Consider the following 21,841-nt stretch of genomic DNA (forward strand, 5'->3'; position numbering starts at 1 on the left):
AAAAAAACTCTACCTTTGTCATAATGAACCTATTCAGATTGATTTTAGCGATGTATTTCGTGGTGTTATCCTTAATGCCATGCGAAGACATACATAAAGAATCGGGTTCCAGCAAGACAGAATTGTCATTAAATATCGACGAATCTCATTCAAAAGACAAAGGAGATATTTGTTCTCCGTTATGTGTTTGCAATTGTTGTCAGATTACGGTGGCGGCTTTTAAGATGGATGTTTCAATGAACATTCCTCAAAAGATTCAAGCGTATTTTTCCAAGAAAATTTTATTTCAGAAAAACAATTTTGCCTATCAGGTTTACGACCATATTTGGCAGCCTCCTAAGATTTAATTTATTGATTTTAAATATTCCATGAAACTTTGCAATACCGTTGCAGAGGGCTTCATGATATTTTTGCGTCTCATTTTTAAATGAAATGTAAAATATTCTCAATTAAAATTAATCGATTGTCTCTCTGAGAACTTTGCTGAGTGAAATGCCTTTGTGAACTTAAAAACAGTTAGTTTGTCAAAGAAACTTAGCGCTCTTTGCGTTAAAAAATTAAGCAGCATTAAAAAACAGACAATCACAAATTAAATCTCAATTTGTGTTAGATAAAATCATAAAATTTAGTATCCAAAACAAGATTATTATAGGTATAATGACATTGCTTTTGATCATTTGGGGAGGGTGGAGTGCCACCAGATTACCCATTGATGCCGTGCCCGATATTACCAATAATCAGGTACAGATTATTACTGTTTGTCCCACGTTAGCAGGACAGGAAATAGAACAATTAGTCACTTTCCCCATTGAGCAAAGTATTGCGACGGTTCCGGATATAGAAGAAACCCGAAGTATTTCAAGATTCGGATTATCGGTGATTACGGTTGTATTTAAAGATAAAGTAGACATTTATTTTGCCCGTCAATTAATCAATGAAAGATTGAAACAGGCGGAAGAAAATATCCCTAAAGGAATTGGAATTCCCGAATTAGCACCTGTGAGCACCGGTTTAGGAGAAGTCTATCAATATATTTTACATCCTAAAAAAGGAAGTGAGAAAAAATATAATGCTAAAGATCTCCGTACCATGCAGGATTGGATTGTTTCCCGACAATTGTATGGAACCGAAGGCGTTGCTGAGGTCAATAGTTTTGGAGGCGAGCTGAAACAATATGAAGTTGCCGTAAATCCCAATCGCCTAAAAGCAATGGGCGTAAGCGTTGCCGATATTTTCACAGCCCTTGAAAAAAATAATCAGAATACGGGCGGAGCTTATATTGATAAAAAGCCGAACGCCTATTTCATCCGTGGAATTGGGTTAGCAACTTCTATTGAGGATGTTAAAAATATTGCGGTAAAAAATACAGGGAATATTCCTGTTTTTATTAAAGATGTCGCAGATGTTCGTTTTGGGCATGCAACGCGTTACGGAGCGATGACGTATAACGGACAAACCGATGCGGTTGGTGGAGTAGTTATGATGTTGAAAGGTGCGAATAGCAATGATGTTGTCAACAGAATTAAAGAAAAAATTCCGACCATTCAGAAATCGTTGCCGGCAGATATTGTGATCGAGCCATTTTTAGACAGAACAGATTTGGTAGATCGAGCGATCAGCACAGTTGAAAAGAATTTGATTGAAGGAGCACTGATCGTCATTTTTGTTTTAGTTGTATTTCTGGGAAATTTCAGAGCAGGATTAATTGTGGCTTCGGCAATTCCTTTGTCTTTATTATTTGCTTTGGGAATGATGAATGTTTTTGGAGTAAGTGCCAATTTAATGAGTTTGGGAGCGATCGATTTTGGATTGATTGTAGACGGTGCTGTAATTATTGTTGAAGCTACTTTGCATCATTTAGGATTAAGAAAATCGGTTCAGAGATTAACGCAAAGCGAAATGGATGAAGAAGTTTTTCTATCGGCCTCAAAAATTCGTGGAAGTGCTGCTTTTGGAGAAATCATCATCCTGATTGTATACATTCCGATTCTTACGTTGGTAGGAATTGAAGGTAAAATGTTCTCACCAATGGCTCAAACAGTAGGTTTTGCAATTTTGGGAGCATTGATTCTTTCACTGACTTACATTCCGATGATGTGCGCACTTTTCCTTTCAAAGAAAACATCTCACAAAGAAAATTTTTCGGATAAAATGATGAATTGGTTGCAAAAAATATATCAACCTTTATTACAGAAAGCTATTAAAATTAAATATGTAATTGTTGGACTTACCGTTGTTTTATTCTCAATCTCAGCATTGATTTTTAGCAGAATGGGTGGGGAGTTTATTCCACAGTTGCAGGAAGGAGATTTTGCCTTTCATTGTATTTTACCACAGGGAAGTTCATTAAGCCAAAGTATCGAAACTTCCATGCAAGCTTCCCGAATTATTAAAGAATTTGATGAGGTGAAAATGGTCGTTGGAAAAACAGGTTCTGCTGAGGTTCCTACAGATCCGATGCCGCCGGAGGCTACCGATTTAATCATTGTATTGAAACCTCAAAAAGAATGGAAATCCAAAAAATCATACACTGAATTATCAGATGAAATTACAGAAAAACTGGAAGTAATTCCCGGAGTTTTCTTTGAAGCGAATCAGCCGATTCAAATGCGTTTTAATGAATTAATGACAGGAATCCGACAAGATGTTGCGGTAAAGATCTTCGGTGAAAATATGGATACACTTTCCATTTATGCCGATAAAGTGAGCAAAGTCATTCAAAATGTTGAGGGAGCAACTTCTCCGCAGGTGGAAAGGGTGGGCGGACTTCCGCAGATTAATGTAACGTACGACAGAACGAGAATTGCCAATTATGGATTGAATGTTGAAGATGTTAACAATGTTTTAAGTACAGCATTTGCAGGTAAAACAGCCGGGCAGATTTTTGAAAATGAAAGACGTTTTGATTTGGTGGTAAGATTAGACAGCCTGTATCGAACGGATATTGATGATGTGAGTAATTTAATGGTTCCAACCAATACCGGAACTCAGGTTCCATTATCTCAGGTGGCGAATATTGAATATAAATTGGGACCAGCACAAATTAGCCGTGAAGCTGGAAAACGTAGAATTGTCATTGGCTTTAATGTGAAAGGAAGAGATGTGGAAAGTGTAGTGAAAGATATTCAGGCAAAACTCACAAAAGAGGTAGAACTTCCATCAGGATATTATTTTACGTACGGTGGCCAGTTTGAAAACTTAAAAGAAGCAAGTCAGCGACTTATGATTGCCGTTCCGGTATCGCTTCTACTAATCTTTATGTTGCTGTATTTTACATTTCACTCTTTCAAACAGGCAACTTTGATATTTACGGCGATTCCGATGAGTGCGATCGGTGGTATTTTTGCTCTTTTGTTAAGAGGAATGCCTTTCAGTATCAGTGCAGGAATTGGTTTTATCGCATTGTTCGGAGTGGCAGTTCTTAACGGAATTGTGTTGATCGGAACATTCAATCAATTAGAAAAAGATGGGGTTACCGATGTATTTAAAAGAGTAATTGAAGGAACAAAAACCAGATTAAGACCCGTTTTAATGACAGCAACGGTAGCTTCTTTCGGGTTTTTACCGATGGCAATAAGTACAAGCGCGGGGGCAGAAGTTCAGAAACCATTGGCCACGGTTGTTATCGGAGGATTGCTCTCCGCAACTTTCCTTACTTTGTTTGTGTTGCCGATGTTGTATATTATTTTTAATTCTAAAATTAATCTTAAAGATAAATTGCTGAAAAAGCCTTTAACAGTAATCATTTTAATAGGGACTTTATTGTTAGGTCAAAATTTGAAAGCGCAAAATTCAAGAGAAATTTCTTTGAATCAGGCGATAGAATTGTTACAGGAAAATAACCCGTCCATAAAAGCCAAGGATTTAAGTGTTCAGTCTTCTGAGGCATTGAAGCCAACCGCAAAAGAAATTCCTAAATTGGATTTCAGTGCGCAACTCGGACAATACAACAGCCCAAAATTTGACCAGTCTTTTTCTATTTCTCAAACAATTCCTTTTCCAACTTTGTTTAAAGCCAGAAAGGAATTGATTCAGGAAGAAATTAAAACCAAAAAGATTGAAAAACAGGTTACCGAAAATGAATTGATAAAACAGGTTAGAACCTATTTTTATCAGATTGAATATTTGCAGTATAATCAATCAAAACTGCAATACCTCGATAGTTTGTATGGCGATTTTATCAGAATTGCAACAGTGAGATTTAAAGCAGGAGATATTAAGAAAATAGAAATCAACACCGCGGAAACACAGAAAGGAGAGATCAATCTTTTGTTTCAGCAGAATAAGGTGTATCTAAATAATGCTTATAAAAATTTAAAGACCTTATTAAATAGAGATGAAGATATTTCCATTCCCGATTCTCAAAAATATGAACCTTTAAAAGTTGAATATCTTTTAGAGAGTGCAACGGTTGAAAATCATCCGTCGATCCAGATCTTTAAGCAGAATATGGAAGTGCTGGAAAAGAATAAAAATGTTGAAAAGGCACAGGGATTACCAGATTTCAGTATTGGATATACCAATCAGTCCTTGATAGGTTTTCATACCTTAAATGGACAGGAAAAATATTATGGATCTGAGAATAGATTCAATGCAGTGACGGTTGGGGTGGCTATTCCATTGACTTTCGGTGCTACAAAAGCAAGAATAAAATCGTTGGATTACCAAAAGCAGATGGAAGAAAAGAACGCGAAGTTTCAGCAGCAACAATTGGATGCTCAACTAAAGAATTCGTTCAGTCAATATCAGCAAGATCTTCAACAGTATCAATATTATACAGATCAGGCGGTTCCTAATGCGAAAAGTATTGTAAAAGCCGCTCAGTTAGGCTATAAAACAGGAGAGATCTCTTATGTAGAATATTTGTTTGCGCTTCAAACAGCAACCAATATTGAACTGAAATACTTGCAATCTATTCAGCAGGTAAATCAAACTGTTGTCAACATTAATTCTTTAATCAACAAATAAAATGAAATTCAAATTTAATATCATCATACTTATTCTTCTGTCATTATTTCTAACGAGTTGTGGGAAATCTGAAAAGACAGAAGAACCAAAACAAAAAACCGAAGAACATTCAGAACATGAAAGTTCGGAGTTTGCAGAACTAACGCAAGAGCAAATGAATGCGGTGGGGATTTCGTTAGGACAAATTGAAATGAAGGAACTTACTTCTGTCGTTAAAGCCAACGGAGGATTGAGTGTTCCCAATAATAATAAAGCCAGTGCAACTTCTTTATATGGAGGCGTCATTAAGACATTGAATGTTCAGGTGGGAGATTTTGTAAAAAAAGGACAGGTAATTGCTACAATTGCTAATCCTGAGTTTATTCAATTGCAGGAAGATTATTTAACAACAGGAAGTAGGATCACTTTTGCAGAACAGGAATACAGAAGACAGAGAGAACTTTTCGATAATGATGCCGGAGCGAAAAAAAATCTACAAAATGCAGATGCAGAGTTAAAAACCTTAAGAACAAAAAGAGCTTCTTTGCAAAGACAGATTCAGATGATGGGAATCAGCCCGGGAAATGTTTCCAACCAAAATTTAAGAACCGGACTTGCTGTTACAGCACCAATTAGTGGGACAATCAGTAATATTTTATTACAGATCGGAAGTTATATGAATGTTTCATCGCCTGTTGCAGAAATTGTTGATAACAGTTCTTTGCATCTCGATTTACAGGTTTTTGAAAAAGATTTACCATCAATAAAAGTGGGGCAGAAAATTCATTTTACGTTAACCAATAATCCGGTGGAAGAATATGATGCTGAGGTGTACAGCATTGGAACAGCTTTTGAAAATCAAAGTAAAACTATTCCGATTCATTGTAAAGTAAAAGGAAATAAAAACGGTTTGATTGATGGAATGAATGCCACCGCGGTGATAAGTTTAGATAATAAATTAATGTCTGCGGTTCCCAACACAGCCATTACAAGTGCTGACGGGAAAGACTATATTTTTCTTGTAAGTGATAAAAAGGCAGAAGATCATAAAGATGAAAAATCTCAGGAGAAACACAATGAAAAAACTGTTAACTTTGAGAGAATAGAAGTGGTAAAAGGAACTTCAGAAATGGGTTATACGGCAATTACACCTGTGAAATCTATTCCGGAAGGAACAAAAATCGCAACAAAAGGAGCATTTTTTATTAATGCTAAACTCACAAACTCTGGAGAACACGAACATTAATTTTCAAATATTATGAAAAAAGACATTGAAAATAAATTAATAGATAAAAATACCAAACCTACAAGCATGAGGATTTTGGTATATGATTTTTTGAGTTCTCAGGAAGCTGCTTTGTCATTATCAGAAATTGAAAATTATTTTGATAATGCCGACCGAACCACAATTTACCGAACATTAAAAACTTTTGAGGAAAAAGGAATTGTTCACAGCATACAGGAAAATACCACGACGAAATATAAGATTTGCCACGATGGATGTGATGAAAGTACGCATAAAGACTGGCATCTTCATTTCTACTGTAAGATTTGTAAACAGACCACCTGTAAAGAAGATATTTCTTTTCCTGAGAATGTTCAGACGAATTTCAGGACTGATGAGATCAGGCTTTTCGCCAAAGGAATCTGTGAAAACTGTCTGGAAAGTTTGCAATAGTATTGCATTAAGTTTAGACCTAATTTTGATTAAAATTATTCAGTTATGGAAGAATGTTGCAGTACAAAACCAAAAAAAGAGCATAATCATAGTCATGAAGGTCACGACCACGACCATTCTCATGATACAGGAGATCAATCTACGTTTCAGATGTTCCTTCCTGCGATCATCTCTTTTTCTTTGTTATTAATAGGAATAGCTTTAGATAATTATATTAAAACCAATTGGTTTACAGGCTGGGTTCGCTTAGTTTGGTACCTGATTGCTTATATTCCGGTAGGACTTCCTGTGTTAAAAGAAGCGTACGAAAGCATCACTAAAGGCGATGTTTTTTCAGAGTTTTTCTTAATGGGAATTGCAACCGTTGGTGCTTTTTCAATAGGAGAATATCCGGAAGGAGTTGCTGTAATGCTTTTCTATTCTGTGGGCGAAGTTTTTCAGGCGATGGCGGTGACCAGGGCAAAAAGTAATATCAAATCTTTACTCGATCAGCGTCCCGATGAGGTTACGATTTTGAAAGATGGAAAACCTGAAACTGTAAAAGCAGAAAAGGTAAATATTGGAGAAATCATTCAGTTAAAATCTGGAGAAAAATTAGGATTAGACGGTGAATTGCTGTCTGAAAAAGCCTCATTCAATACTTCTGCGCTTACCGGAGAAAGTAAACCGGATACCAAAATAAAAGGAGAAACGGTATTAGCGGGAATGATCAATCTCAATACGGTGAGCCAGGTAAAAGTAACAACGGCGTATAAAGATAGTAAACTGAGCAAAATTTTGGAGATGGTTCAAAATGCGACCGCTCAAAAAGCTCCGACCGAATTATTTATAAGAAAATTCGCCAAAGTGTATACACCAATTGTGGTGTTTTTGGCGATTGGAATTACGTTGTTACCTTACTTTTTTGTAGCCGATTATCAGTTTAGAGATTGGTTGTACAGAGCATTGGTATTCTTGGTGATTTCTTGTCCGTGTGCTTTGGTGATCTCCATTCCATTAGGATATTTTGGTGGAATTGGAGCAGGCAGCCGAAACGGAATTTTATTTAAAGGAAGTAACTTTTTAGATGTTTTAGCGAATGTTCAAAATGTGGTGATGGATAAAACCGGAACCATGACGGAAGGTGTTTTTAAAGTGCAGGAAGTTGATTTTAAAACTGAATTCAATAAAGATGAAATCCTAAAATTTGTCAATGCTTTAGAAAGTAAAAGTTCTCATCCTGTTGCAACAGCGATTCATGATTTTGTGGGAGAAATTGATCATTCTATTCAATTAGAAAATGTAGAAGAAATTGCGGGTCATGGCTTAAAAGCAACAATCAACGGAAAAGATTTATTAGTTGGAAACTTTAAGTTATTGGATAAATTCAATATCAAATATGACATCCAACCTGACAATATTGTCTACACATTGATTGCCATTGCTTATGATAAACAATTTGTAGGTTATCTTACAATCGCCGATTCCATCAAAGCGGATGCTCAATTAACGATTGATAAATTAAAAGCCTTAAATGTACAAACCACCATGTTGAGTGGAGACAAAACTTCAGTGGTGAAATATGTGGCTAATCAATTGGGGATTCAAAATGCTTTTGGAGATTTACTTCCCGAAGATAAGGTGAATAAAGTTAAAGAGATTAAAGCGAAAAATCAAACTGTAGCCTTTGTGGGCGATGGGGTAAATGATGCACCAGTTGTTGCTTTAAGTGATGTCGGAATCGCAATGGGTGGATTGGGAAGTGACGCGACTATTGAAACTGCCGACGTTGTAATTCAGGACGATATGCCGAGTAAAATCCCGATGGCTATTAATATTGGAAAGCAAACAAAGAAAATTGTGTGGCAGAATATTATTCTTGCATTTGCAGTAAAAGCTGTTGTTTTGATACTTGGAGCCGGAGGTTTAGCAACAATGTGGGAAGCTGTTTTTGCCGATGTTGGGGTTGCATTATTGGCTATTTTAAATGCGGTCAGAATTCAGAAAATGAAGTTTTAAAAATTATCTCCCACGGATTACACAGATTTACACAGATGTTTGCGCATAATCTTTAAGTTTAATTAAATAAAAATATGCATAAACATCTGTGTAAATCTGTGTAATCTGTGGGGAAATAAAATCCAAATTCTTTCATCAACAAACAATCACCAACCAGAAAAATGACTTTCATCATATATCAATCATAAAAACAAATTTCAGTAGTATATTTGTAGAACATAATTGATCATTGAAGTTTTTCATTTCCATATTCGTTATTTTCACCATTGCATTACGACCTGTTTTGCCATTGCTGAATTATGCGGTAAACTATGATTACATCGTAAAAAATCTTTGTGAAAACAGAAACGTTCCACAATCTACCTGTAAAGGAAAATGTTATGTTGAAAAGGAATTGGCAAAGACAGAAAAACAATCGAACAGTTCTCAAAATATTAAAATTGCGGGATTAGATGTTTTCTTATCCAACGAAATATTTTCATTCTCCAATAAAAACTTATCAGATATTTCAATAAAAAATCCTGATTCGGATTATCATAATTTCCATATTTCAGAATATTCTTCCCGAATATTCCGTCCTCCTTTAGCTTAATTTTTTTTTAAACTGAATTTTTAGTTGAATTTAATATTGTAATAAACTTAGCTATCAATTGCTGAGTGTAACGCCTTTGCGAACGTGTAAGTGTGAAGTTTATAAAAACCTTGCGAACTTTGCGTTTAAAATAATTTCAATATTAAATTTAGTTTAAAAAATCAATCAATTTCATTCAATACTAACATTAATTTCAATTTAATTTAAAATGAAATCAAAAATTATTTTAACAGCATTATTGTCTGTTTCATTAATGGCTTGTGCCCAGGAAACGCCTAAAGTAAAGCATAAAAAGAGTTCTGCTTCTTCAAAATCAAATACAACAAAAGTAAAATTTGCCAACGTTGAAGACCCAATTTGTCACATGCCAACAGAAGCAAATATGAAAGATACATTTGTGTATAAAAATAAAACGTACGGTTTTTGCAGTGCTTACTGTAAGGACGAGTTCAAAAAAAATCCAGAGAAGTATGTCCAAAAATAATAAGACCAATAAAAGTGCAAAGCGCAAAGTAATAATTCCGCTTGCTATTATTGCTTTACTTTTCTTGGGAATCGGGGTAGGAATGAGTTATTTTAAAAAGAGCCTTTATACAGTAATGAAGGTTCCGAATTTTGAACTGATCGATCAAAACAACAAGAAAATTACGAATAAAGATATGCTTGGAAAAGTATATTTGGTAGAGTTTTTCTTCAGCAGATGTCCGACAATTTGCCCTGTGATGAACAGCAATATGAGAGCAATCGAAGATGAGATCAATAATCCTGATTTTGGAATTATTTCCATAAGTATAGATCCGGAAAATGATACTCCCGAATTATTGAAACAGCATGCAAAAAGAATTGGGGTGAAATCTCCTAACTGGCACTTCTTAACAGGAAATAGAGATTATATCGGAAAAGTTGCAGATCAGTTCGATATTTATGTAGGTGATAAAGAAGATGAAGGCGAAAATCTCAATCACAGCGGAATGATTGCTCTCGTAGACCAAGAAGGTAATATTCGATGCAGATACAATAAGGATAATATGCCAATTTTATATTATTCCGGTTTAAATTACGAAGATGCAGAAGGAAAGATCCCAAAATTGACGGGTAAATATCACCCCGACAGAGAAATTTTGATCGAGGATATTAAGAAATTATTGAAGTAAAGGTAGGAAGTTAGATGTAGGAAGAGGGAAGTTGTAACAGTTAGTATATAACTTCCAGCCTCCAGCTCCCAGCTTCCAGCCAAATATAAACCATAAAACAAAACGTTATGAAGATTATGAAAATAGCTGCTCTAAGTGCAGTTTTTGCGGCGCAGTTTGCGTTTGCACAGTTTAAGCAGACGCCTTTACCGTATGCATACAATGCGTTGGAAGGTTCTATCGATGCACAAACAATGGAGATTCACTATTCAAAACATGCAGCAGCGTATGTGGCTAATTTGAATAAAGCAATTGCGGGAACTCCACAGGAAAAACAAACCTTATTTCAGATTCTTTCTCAGGTTTCGAAATCTACTCCTGCTGTAAGAAACAATGCGGGTGGACATTACAACCATGAGCTTTTCTGGACAATGCTTACGCCTGAAAAAAATACACAGCCTTCAGCAAAATTAGCGAAAGCAATTACTGAAAGCTTCGGAAGTATGGATGCATTCAAAGAAAAAATGGGTAAGGCGGGAGCAGACCGTTTTGGTTCTGGATGGGCTTGGCTTTCTGTAGATAAAAACGGAAAATTATTCGTTTCTTCAACGCCAAATCAGGATAATCCTTTAATGGATGTTGTCGAAGAAAAAGGAACTCCAATCTTAGGAATTGATGTTTGGGAGCATGCTTATTATTTGAAATATCAAAACAAAAGAGCAGATTATCTTTCCGCGATTTGGAATGTGCTTAATTGGAAATCAGTAAGCCAAAGATATGAAGATGCAATAAGCAAGAAATAATTCATGAACTTAATTTGCAGCATATTTCTCACTTTATTTGTGGTATTCAGACCTCTGGTGCCATTGGTGGAGTATGCTGTAAATTATGATTATATCGCGAATGTTCTATGTATCAACAAAAGTAAACCCGAGCTTCACTGTAACGGAAAATGTTACCTAAGCAAAGAGCTTGCAAAAACCAATGATACCGATTCTTCGCCTTTAAACAAAACAAAAAATTCAGGACAGAAATTATTGGATATTTACATTCTTCCTGAAATTGCAGAAATTCAAAACACTGAGAAAATATCTCTCTTTGACTTCAAGTTTTCGTACAAAGCAGACTATTCTTTTCTGTTTTTACCCTCTATTTTCAGACCACCGGTTTTTAGTATATAATTTTAACTTTTTGGGCGATCCCCTTTCCCTGGCTTTTCCAGCCGCTTGGGTCGGGCTGTCCGCTCATATCTTTTTTTAGATCCTTCCTTACGTCAGAATCTAAAAAAAGGATAACCGCTTCCATCCCTATCGCGATGGGCGTATCAACATATTATATCACTAAAAAAAAATCAACAATGAAAATTTATAAATTTTTATCATTATTCTGTATTGCTACTTTATTCACTTTAAGCTCTTGTCGAAATAATGACGAAGACGATTCAATCAATGAAACACCGGGAAATCTTCAGATAAAATTTGAAAATGGGTTTAATAATCTGGGAGATATTGTTTTAAATCAAACTATTCAAACCTCTTCACAAGGACAAAAGCATCAGTTTTCTAATCTAAAGTATGTGGTGAGCAACATTAGTTTATTCGATGAAAACGGAAACGAGTTTAAATACAATGAAAATAATCCTGACAAAGGTGCTTTCATCGTAGATCAAGCCGACGCAGTAGCCGGAATTATTTATCTCAACCTAAATGAAATTCCAAAAAACAATTATAAAAAAATAAAGTTCGGATTGGGAATCAGTCAAAATGCTTATCTGTTGGGACAAGACGGGCAGGCAGAATTCTGGAATAAAGCCAAACAGAAAGGAATGTCGTGGTCTTGGGCAGCCGGTTATGTTTTCGTAAAACTGGAAGGGAAATATGGAACAAGTTCTCCTACTACAGAATTTATGAATCACACCGGAAACATGGGAAATACCACAGCCAATAATACTCCAGATCTTTACCGAGAAGTTACGTTGAATCTTCCGACTACGGCAAGAGTTACGAGTACAATTACGCCTTCCATCCACATTTTGGCCGATCTTAATCAATATCTGAGCGGAGAAACGCCACTTACTTTGACTTCTATCAATGACATGATGATGGGCTCTAGTCAGCATTTGGTGAGCGTAACCAATAACTTAACGAAGATGTTTAAAGTAGATCACGTTCACAATGATTAAAATAATAAAAACGAGATTGGTTCTTTTTTCTTTTCTACTAAGTATTGTATCATGTTCTGATGAGGTAATTGAGCCGCTGGAAAAAGACGAAGCCTACAATCTTGAATTTCCGTCCTATTTTTCTGAAATGACTTTCGATCAATCTGGAAATCCTATTACCAAAAATGGGGTAGAGTTGGGACGAAAATTATTCTATGAAGGCAGACTTTCACGAAATAATACCATCTCATGTGGCTTCTGTCATATTCAGGAAAATGCATTTACCCATCACGGTCATACTGTAAGTCATGGCGTTGATGATCGAATAGGAATCAGAAATGCTCCGCCGATTCAAAACATGGCATTTTTAAAACGATATATGTGGGATGGAGTCATTCATAATTTAAATGAACAGCCAATAATTCCAATAACCAACGAAGATGAAATGGATAGTTCAATGCCTGAGGTTATTTCAAAATTAAGTGCAGATTCGAAATATAAGAAATTATTTAAGTCTGCTTATGGCGATGAAAGTATCACAGGGGAAAGGGTTTTGAAAGCATTGTCACAATTTATGGCGACAATGATCTCGGCAGATTCGAAATATGACAGATTTAAACAGGGAAAAGAAAATTTTACATCAGAAGAAACGCAGGGGATGAATTTATTTCAGCATAAATGTGCCTCATGCCACAGCGGAGAATTATTTACAGATGAAAGTTTCAGAAATACAGGAATGTATTACAATACGCAATTCAAAGACGCGGGACGATATCGGGTAACGCTTGATCAAAATGATTGGATGAAATTTCGCGTTCCAAGTTTACGAAATATCGAATATACCGCACCTTACATGCATGACGGGAGATTTTACACCTTAAATGCAGTACTTAATTTCTATTCAGATAATGTGGAAGACAACCCCAATCTTGATCCTCAATTAAAACAAAACGGTCATATCGGAATTGCAATGAATGATCAGGAGAAGCAGTTTATTATTGCCTTTCTAAAAACATTGTCTGATAAGAACTTCATTTCAAATCCAAAATTTGCTGAATAAATTTAAAGTAAACATGAAAAGAATAATTTTAATCATAAGCTTGATTTTATGTAATTTATTTCAGGCTAAAACAATCGGCGACAGTCTTTATATTCCTACTGATTTTCATGCAATGGTTTTTGATGATTGTGATGCCTGTGGATGTGCTGCAGGAAATGGTTCTTCTGGTTTTGAGTCTTTATTGAATCCACAATTTATAGGAATTAAATATTTTGCACAGCATTATAAAGCAAAAGAAAACTTATTTGTAAAGGATTTAACGCAGGATCAATACTTCAATACCATTCAGCTTTGGGGAAAGATTCCTTTAACTAAAAAGCTAAGTGTGTATGCGAGTTTACCATTTCATTTTCATGAAAAGAAAACAATGCAGGGTGATATTAAGATCAATGGAATTGGAGATTTGAACTTGATGGGAATCTATCAGTTGATCAATTCAAAAGATAATATTCATCAATTAAACGGAGGAGTTGGAGTGAAAGTTCCCTTAGGAAAGTTTGACGAGAAAGGAATCACAGGCGTTAATCCGAGTTTTCAGCTGGGAACAGGAAGCTGGGATTATCAGATGGTTTTGAATTACAAATTTCAGAAAAATAAAGTTGCTGTTCTTTTAAACACAGATTATACCATTAAAACAGAGAACAAAAAGCATTATGATTTTGGAAACCAATGGAATTATTCTGCCACCGGATTCTATCAACTTATTGCCAATGAAAAAGTTATTTTTTCAGGAAAAGCCGGAATGCAGGGAGAAGTATACGACAGAAATAAACAATTTCGTGAAGATCTGCCCAATACCGCAGGAAGTGCTTTGTACGGAAAATTGGGCTTTGAAGCCTCTTATAAAAAGTTTAGTTTGGGAAGTGAAGTGATGCTTCCTGCCTATTCTAATTTGGCAGGAGGAGATATTGAAGCGAAATCCCGATTGAGTGTTTTTATCAACTTTGGAATTTAACATAATTATTTACATCCCGTTAAAATTTTAACGGGATGTTTTTGTTATTTAATTGAGAATCATTTGATTAATCAAAATATTGTATCTGCCGATAATTTTCTATCTTTGCCGAAATCTGGTGAGCCCTAAAAAGCGCTTAAAAGGGAATTCGGTGTAAATCCGGAACAGACCCGCTGCTGTAAGCTCCACAAAAAAGTTTTTGAAAATTATATCCACTGTTTTTTTAATGGGAAGGATTTCAAAAATGGAGTAAGTCAGAAGACCTGCCAGAAGATTTAACGTTTGACGCTTTCGTGGAATAAAGCTTAGGACAACAATGATTCTGTGCAGTTATCGCTGTGCTTTTCATTGCTGCTTTCTTATATCCATTAGCGTTATTATTTTCAAAGAGCTAATGGTATCAAAATTTACTTCCGGACTTCATAAAGTTATTATCACAATTTTTGTGCTAATGGCTCAATTATACTTTTCTCAAACCAGAAAAGACAGTATAAAAGAGAAATCGATCAAGGCTGTTAATATTTACAAAAAGAATTTTAAAGAGATTCTTCCTGCGCAGACCCTTTCGGGAGAACAATTAGAAAGACTGAACAGTCAGTCGGTTGCAGATGCATTGCGTTATTTTTCCGGAGTTCAGATTAAAGATTACGGTGGAATTGGCGGAATGAAAACCATCAATATCCGAAGTTTGGGAAGTCAGCATGTAGGAGTTTTCTATGATGGAATTCAGCTAGGAAATGCACAAAACGGATTAGTGGATCTTGGCCGTTTTTCGTTAGATGATATTGAGGAAATTTCACTGTATAACGGACAAAAAAGTGAAATTTTTCAACCTGCAAAGGATTTTGGATCGTCAGGTTCAATTTATCTTCAGCCTAAAACTCCAAGTTTTAAAGGAAATCAGAAAACAAACTTCGTTGTCAGATTAAAAAACAGTTCTATCGATCTTTTTAATCCGTCATTTCGTTTAGAACAGAAAATTTCGGATAAAGTTTCTGCAAGTTTTAGTTCAGAATTTATTCAGAGTGATGGTGTTTATAAATATAGATATTCGCGGAAATATCCTGACGGAGCAGTTGCTTATGATACGATTTTTAAAAGATTTGATTCTGATATTAAAGCAAAGCGTTTTGAAACCAGCGTTAACGGAATTTTAAATAACGGAAGCTGGAATGTAAGAGGTTATGGCTATTTATCAAACCGAGGAATTCCCGGAGCTATTGTAAACAACCGTTTTGATGCGAGAGGACAAAGAATGGTTGATGAAAATTATTTCGTTCAGGCTAATTTCAGAAAAAAGATCTTTCCAAAATTTGAAACACAGTTCAAAGCTAAATTTGCATACGATTATACTAAATATGTAGATACGGTTTCTTCAATTAAGATTCAGAATCAGTATACCCAGAAGGAGTTATATCTTTCATCGTCCAATTTGTATTCTATTACGCCAAATTGGGATGTGAGTGCGAGCGTAGATTTTCAGTATAATACGCTGGATGCCGATTTAAGGCAGTTTTCTTATCCCACCCGTTATACTTCGCTTGTGGCTTTTGCAACAACTTATCAATGGAACAGGTTTAAATTTTTAGGAAGTGTTTTAGGTACTTTTATTCATGAAGAAGTAGAACTTAACACCAAAGCTCCCGACAAAACAGAATGGACGCCGGCCGCATTTTTAAGCTATCAGCCTTTTGATTCTAAAGATTTTACCTTGCGTGGTTTCTATAAACGTATTTTCAGGATGCCTACTTTCAATGATCTGTATTACACATTAATCGGAAGCTCTTCTTTAAGACCCGAATTTACGGAGCAATACGATCTAGGTTTTACCTATCAAAAATTTTACGATAATAATAACTTCTTTAAAGGTTTTTATGTAAAAGTAGACGGGTACTTCAATCAGGTGAAGGATAAAATTATTGCTTCTCCTAATGGAAGTATGTTCCGATGGACGATGCAGAATCTTGATTATGTTGAAATTTTGGGTGCAGATGTCAATATTCAGGCAGAATTGCAGGTCGGAAAAGTAAAAATCAAACCATTATTAAGCTATACTTATCAAAGTGCAAGAGATTTTTCCGACAGGGAAGAGTCTTTCTTTGGAGATCAGATTCCATACACACCTTGGCACAGCGGAACATTTACTTTAATGGCGGATTATAAAAATTGGGCTTTCAATTACAGTTTCATTTATGTAGGAGAGCGTTACGACATCAATCAAAACAATATCGCGGTTAATCATATACAGCCTTGGTATACGCACGATCTATCGATACAGAAAAAATTCAATTGGAAATCTCATCAGTTTAAAGCAAGTTTTGAAGTAAATAATGCTCTGAACCAATACTACGAAGTTGTCTTAAGTTACCCGATGCCGGGAAGATTTTTTAAACTTATTCTAAGTTATACATTATGAAAAAATTAAACTTTTCTCTGCTGTTGTTTGTATTTGTCTTTCTGGTTTCATGCCGTACAGACGAATATATCATTCTTGAAGAGCGGGAAAATCTGGCTCAGCCGGAAAATACTGCGATCAAAGGTTTTTATCTTTTGAATGAAGGAAATATGGGAACCAATAAAGCCACACTAGATTTCTTTGATTATACAACAGGAACTTACCGCAGGAATATCTATGGAGAGATCAATCCGACTGTCGTAAAGGAATTGGGAGATGTTGGAAATGATATTCAGATCTATGGCGGTAAAATGTACGCAGTCATCAATGTTTCCAATAAAATTGAAGTGCTGGATGCTAAAACGGCAAAACGTATCAAAACCATTCAATTAGAAAACTGCAGATACATCACTTTTAAAAACGGAAAAGCCTACGCGTCAAGCTATGCAGGGCCTGTTTCCCTTGATCCTAATGCGCCTTTGGGTAAAGTCGCGGAGATCGATACGGTTTCCCTTTCCATTCAAAGAGAAGTGACGGTTGGATATCAGCCCGAAGAAATGGAAATTATAGGAAATCAACTTTTTGTAGCCAATTCCGGAGGGTATAAATATCCCAATTATGACAGAACCGTTTCTGTGGTTGATCTTACAACATTTAAAGAAACCAAGAAAATAGATGTTGCGATTAATCTTCATCACATCAAAAAAGATAATTACGGCGATTTGTATGTGACTTCAAGAGGTGATTATTATACAATTTCGTCGAGTTTGTATTTAGTTGATCCTGTCACAGGAATGGTGAAGAAAGATTTTCATATCGGAATAAGTGAAATGACGATCGTTAATGATAAACTCTATTATTACGGAAATGAATTCAATTACAACACCCATACTTACAAGAAATCTTTCGGAATTATTGATGTTAAAACAGAGCAGATCATTTCGAATAAAGTGATCGATCAGGAATATGTTGATCTAATAAAAACACCTTATGGAATTGCCGTAAACCCAATCACAGAAGATATTTACATTACAGACGCGAGAAATTATGTTTCCACAGGATTTGTGTATTGTTTTGATAAAAACGGACATTTCAAATGGAAAACCGAAGGCGGAAATATTCCCGCGCATTTCACTTTTTTATATAAATAAATTACCCAAAATATGGATAAAAATATTTTTAAAATTTTAAAAACCACATTCTTTGCTTTTCTTCTTATTGGAATTATAGGTTGTAAAAGTGATAATGATGAAGAGGTAAATAATGACAATTCTTCTTTTGAAGGGTTGAAAGAAAACTATACGATTGATCGTTTCAAAGTTTTAAACATTACCCCGAAATTAAATGGAAAACTAACATGGAGCATCAATGATTCTATTATTTCTGAAAATTCTGAATTGGATTTTATCAGTCCTGTTGTAAAAACGTATCCTTTAAAATTGAAAGTTGAGAACAATGGAACGGTAAAAACATATACTTCCTCAATCTCAGTCAATCACGAAGCGGGAACTTACAGTAAATATATTTCTAATGTATTTGATTTTCGTCCGGCTGTAGGGCAGTTTATCAACGAAATTCCTGAATATCTCTCAGGAAATACAGCAAACGACATGATCCAAAAAGCCAAAGAATCTTTGGTTGGAGGTAATTCTACAATGGTTACGCTTGGAGGTTATGGAGGTTATGTTGTTTTTGGTTTTGATCATACGATCCCGAATATGAATGGAAGAGATTTTAAGGTTCTTGGAAATGCTTTCTTCGGAAATGAAGCCAATCAGCCCCGTTCTGGATCTTGTGAACCTGGAATTATCATGGTGGCCTACGACAGAAACAAAAACGGAAAACCCGATGACAACGAATGGTACGAGATCGCCGGAAGCGAATATTTTAAAAATACAACCGCTAAAAACTATAGCATCACTTATTTCAAACCCAACGAAAACAAGCCACCTGTTCCCGGAACTGAATTTTGGCAGACTGATGTTGAGTATATTAAATGGCAGGACACTCTTGGGAATGTAGGATTTAAAACAAGAAACACCTTCCATGCACAAAGTTATTATCCTTTGTGGATCAATGATACCTCTTACAGTTTTACAGGAACCAGACTTCAGGGTAATTTTTACGATCAAAGCGGAACAGGAGCTTATTGGGTAGGGAAGTCCTATGATTTCGGATATGCAGATAATGCTCCGAATAATGATGAAGCATCCAATATTGATATTTCCTGGGCAGTTGACCAAAACGGTAATTATGTAAAACTTCCCGGGGTAGATTTTGTGAAAGTGTATACAGGAACCAATCAGGAAGCAGGTTGGCTTGGAGAAGTTTCTACGGAGGTTGCCGGAGCTTACGATTTACATTTAAATTAAAAAATTTAACAATAAAATATTTAAACTAATTAAAAATGAAAAAGTTTTATCTTTTAACGATACTTTTTCTGTTTGCATGTTTTACGAATGCGCAGGTAAAAGTTCAGGGAGTGCCCCGAAATGATATTCAGCAGAATATTTCGACTCAAAATCAGACAAACAATACTACTTTAACGTTTGCTGATGTTCAATATTGGGTTGGAACAGGTTCTAATCAGGCTGCTTTTGTGGTACAATGGAACGACAGCAAAAATCCTGATGCCTTAGTTTGGGGTTTCAAATGGGATGGAAACGCGACAGGTGAAGATATGTTGAAAGCGATTGCAAAAGCAGATCACAGATTTTATACTTTGTTGTATCAGGGAACTCAGTTTGGTTCGGCAATCGGTGGACTTGGTTTTGATCTAAATGGTGCAAACACAAACGCTCTTTACAAAAACGGAAACGTTACTTATCCTTATTACCCTGTTGACGGAATTGTAAACACGACAGCTTACGATTTTGATGACTATACCGCTGCAGATGCTGCAGATCACTGGTCTTCAGGATGGACAACCAACGGATATTGGTCATATTGGGTAAAAGATCCTACTGATGCAGATTTCGGATACTCAGGAGTTGGAGCTTCAACCCGTGCTTTAGTAAACGGATCTTGGGATGTTTGGAATTTTAATGCAGGATTTTCAGATTTCCCTATTTCTTCAACAATGACTGCGGTTTCACCATATATTTCTTCAACTAACTTCACCAACGGATATTTTATCGTGAATGAAGAATGGTTCGGTCACACGAATGGTTCTGTAAATTTTGTTGATAACAATGGAAACGTTAATTACCGTGTGTACAGCAATGCTAATAACAATCAGGCTTTTGGAGCAACGACTCAGTACGGAACAATTTACGGGGATAAATTTTACTTCATCTCAAAACAGGCTGCTGACGGTGGAGATACTCAATACACACCTGGAGGAAGATTAGTTGTTGCGAATACTTCAACAATGCAGAAAATTGCTGGATTTAATAATATCGGCGGAGGAGACGGAAGATCTTTTGTTGGTGTGAATGAACACAAAGGATATATCGGAGCTTCTAACGGAATTTATATATTTGATATTGATAATTTAGCGGTTGGAAGTTTAATTCCTACAACCGGAGGAGGAAGCCAATATGCAGGACAGATCGGAAACATGATCCGTACTTCACAATATGTTTTTGCAGTAAAACAGGCTGCGGGAATTTTAGTTATCAATCCTAATACAGATACGGTTGTGGCTACCATTGCAGGTTCTTTCCATTCTATTGTTCAGGCTAAAGACGGAAGTATCTGGACGGTTCAGGATCAAAAAGTGGTAAATATCAATCCTGTGACTTTTGCGAAAACAGAATATGCAATCCCGACAACAAAATACATCGGAGCTTGGGGAGCTTGGAATGCGGGAAGCTTTACGGCAAGTAATCAACAAAATGCTTTATACTGGATCAATTCTATCAACAGTTTTGCTTCAGGAACTCAGATCGTGAAATTTGATGTTAATACAAAAACTTTTAACGAAAATTTTGCAGCAATTCCGGGACAAACAGGAACTTACAAACAAATTCCTTACGGAGCTGCTTTACGTGTAAATCCTGTTACAGACGAGATTATTTTAAATACTACAGAAAGCGGTTATGGTGCTCATTACCAGAAAAACTGGATTCATACATTTAATAATACAGGAACTTTAACCAACACAAAAGTTTTAAACGATTACTATTGGTTCCCAGCGATCACGGTTTTCCCTGATACTACGAACCCTGTGCTGAGCAATACTTTCCCGTCTCAGGTTTCTGTGAACGGAACATCTACAATTGATTTGAAAACTGTAATTTCTGATGGTGATAACTTAGCTGCGGCTATTGTTAAATCTATCAAATCAAACAGTAATTCAGCGGTAGTTTCTGCGGTGATCAACGCTAATGAAGAGTTGGTTCTTACGCCTCAAGGTTCAGGAACGGCTGATATTGTGTTAAGTTTTAATTCAAATGGTAAAGTTGTTGAGAAGACACTTGTCGTGAATGCTACTAATTCTACTTTGGCAACTGCTGAGGTTAAGAAGCTTCAATTCGCTATTTATCCAAACCCAACAACAGATGTTTTGAATATTAAAACTCAGGATAAAATTACCAATGCTGTAATTTTTGATCTTTCAGGTAAGATGATCAATGCACAGATTAATAATGGACAAATCAACGTAAGTTCTCTTACAAAGGGAATGTATATCTTAAAAGTAGTAACTGATAAAGCAGTTTATCAACAGAAATTTATTAAGAACTAATTACAGTTCAGAAAGAATTTTATTTTTAATAATTAGATAACGAAACCCTTTACTATTGCAGTAAAGGGTTTTTTATTTTTAGCTTAAATTTTTATTTTTTAAATTAAAAAACGAGAAAATATCCATCTTCTTTGTCATTCCGGAGGAATCTAGACATAGCTTGTGAAAATTATTCTGTTAATTACTTTGTTGAGATTCCTCCGGAATGACAAACTACATGAATAATAAAGATTTA

The 21,841-nt window shown here is 35.6% G+C and carries 17 protein-coding genes and 1 riboswitch; all 17 genes read left to right on the top strand.

What is annotated here, in order from left to right; all coding sequences use genetic code 11:
- Positions 1–23: 23 nt before the first annotated feature.
- The 17 genes from AC1Q7L_RS09565 (at position 24) to AC1Q7L_RS09645 (ending at position 21,606) form a co-directional block, all read left to right on the top strand.
- A complete protein-coding gene (locus AC1Q7L_RS09565) occupies positions 24–347 on the top strand; it encodes a DUF6660 family protein (RefSeq protein WP_492305230.1) in 324 nt (107 codons plus the stop codon).
- A gap of 256 nt (positions 348–603) precedes the next feature.
- On the top strand, positions 604–4,968 hold the full coding sequence (locus AC1Q7L_RS09570) for a CusA/CzcA family heavy metal efflux RND transporter (RefSeq protein WP_492305231.1): 4,365 nt from the start codon (positions 604–606) through the stop codon (positions 4,966–4,968).
- 1 nt (position 4,969) lies between these two features.
- Entirely contained in the window at positions 4,970–6,193 is a 1,224-nt protein-coding gene (locus AC1Q7L_RS09575; RefSeq protein WP_492305232.1) for an efflux RND transporter periplasmic adaptor subunit, read from the top strand.
- Positions 6,194–6,205: 12 nt separating this feature from the next.
- Positions 6,206–6,625: a Fur family transcriptional regulator gene (locus AC1Q7L_RS09580; protein ID WP_492305233.1), complete on the top strand. Its 420-nt coding sequence runs from the start codon at positions 6,206–6,208 to the stop codon at positions 6,623–6,625.
- A gap of 45 nt (positions 6,626–6,670) precedes the next feature.
- Positions 6,671–8,623: a heavy metal translocating P-type ATPase gene (locus AC1Q7L_RS09585; protein ID WP_492329383.1), complete on the top strand. Its 1,953-nt coding sequence runs from the start codon at positions 6,671–6,673 to the stop codon at positions 8,621–8,623.
- Positions 8,624–8,852: 229 nt separating this feature from the next.
- On the top strand, positions 8,853–9,215 hold the full coding sequence (locus AC1Q7L_RS09590; protein WP_492305234.1) for a hypothetical protein: 363 nt from the start codon (positions 8,853–8,855) through the stop codon (positions 9,213–9,215).
- 208 nt (positions 9,216–9,423) lie between these two features.
- Positions 9,424–9,699, top strand: coding sequence for a YHS domain-containing protein (locus tag AC1Q7L_RS09595; protein WP_492305235.1), 276 nt, complete (start codon positions 9,424–9,426; stop codon positions 9,697–9,699).
- Positions 9,686–10,369, top strand: a complete 684-nt coding sequence (locus AC1Q7L_RS09600) for an SCO family protein (protein WP_492305236.1) — start codon at positions 9,686–9,688, stop codon at positions 10,367–10,369. The genes AC1Q7L_RS09595 and AC1Q7L_RS09600 overlap by 14 nt, the downstream gene beginning before the upstream one ends.
- Before the next feature lie 107 nt (positions 10,370–10,476).
- Positions 10,477–11,151 carry a superoxide dismutase gene (locus AC1Q7L_RS09605; protein ID WP_492305237.1) on the top strand — a complete coding sequence of 225 codons (675 nt, stop codon included), beginning with the start codon at positions 10,477–10,479 and terminating at the stop codon, positions 11,149–11,151.
- A gap of 3 nt (positions 11,152–11,154) precedes the next feature.
- Positions 11,155–11,529 carry a hypothetical protein gene (locus AC1Q7L_RS09610; protein WP_492305238.1) on the top strand — a complete coding sequence of 125 codons (375 nt, stop codon included), beginning with the start codon at positions 11,155–11,157 and terminating at the stop codon, positions 11,527–11,529.
- Positions 11,530–11,705: 176 nt separating this feature from the next.
- Positions 11,706–12,530 carry an MbnP family protein gene (locus AC1Q7L_RS09615; protein ID WP_492305239.1) on the top strand — a complete coding sequence of 275 codons (825 nt, stop codon included), beginning with the start codon at positions 11,706–11,708 and terminating at the stop codon, positions 12,528–12,530.
- Positions 12,523–13,569 (top strand): cytochrome-c peroxidase, encoded by a 1,047-nt coding sequence (locus tag AC1Q7L_RS09620; RefSeq protein ID WP_492305240.1) that lies wholly within the window; start codon positions 12,523–12,525, stop codon positions 13,567–13,569. Before AC1Q7L_RS09615 ends, AC1Q7L_RS09620 begins: the two co-directional genes overlap by 8 nt.
- A gap of 13 nt (positions 13,570–13,582) precedes the next feature.
- A complete protein-coding gene (locus tag AC1Q7L_RS09625; protein WP_492305241.1) occupies positions 13,583–14,524 on the top strand; it encodes a transporter in 942 nt (313 codons plus the stop codon).
- 99 nt (positions 14,525–14,623) lie between these two features.
- Positions 14,624–14,809, top strand: a riboswitch (cobalamin riboswitch).
- Between the two features lie 109 nt (positions 14,810–14,918).
- Positions 14,919–16,940 (top strand): TonB-dependent receptor, encoded by a 2,022-nt coding sequence (locus tag AC1Q7L_RS09630; protein WP_492305242.1) that lies wholly within the window; start codon positions 14,919–14,921, stop codon positions 16,938–16,940.
- Entirely contained in the window at positions 16,937–18,070 is a 1,134-nt protein-coding gene (locus AC1Q7L_RS09635) for a YncE family protein (RefSeq protein ID WP_492305243.1), read from the top strand. Before AC1Q7L_RS09630 ends, AC1Q7L_RS09635 begins: the two co-directional genes overlap by 4 nt.
- 12 nt (positions 18,071–18,082) lie before the next feature.
- Positions 18,083–19,291 carry a cell surface protein gene (locus AC1Q7L_RS09640; RefSeq protein WP_492305244.1) on the top strand — a complete coding sequence of 403 codons (1,209 nt, stop codon included), beginning with the start codon at positions 18,083–18,085 and terminating at the stop codon, positions 19,289–19,291.
- A gap of 35 nt (positions 19,292–19,326) precedes the next feature.
- Complete coding sequence (locus tag AC1Q7L_RS09645; protein WP_492305245.1) at positions 19,327–21,606, top strand: T9SS type A sorting domain-containing protein; 2,280 nt, start codon at positions 19,327–19,329, stop codon at positions 21,604–21,606.
- The last annotated feature ends 235 nt before the right edge of the window (positions 21,607–21,841 follow it).

The sequence above is a fragment of the Chryseobacterium sp. GW823-FHT05E08 genome (genome assembly GCF_058795655.1).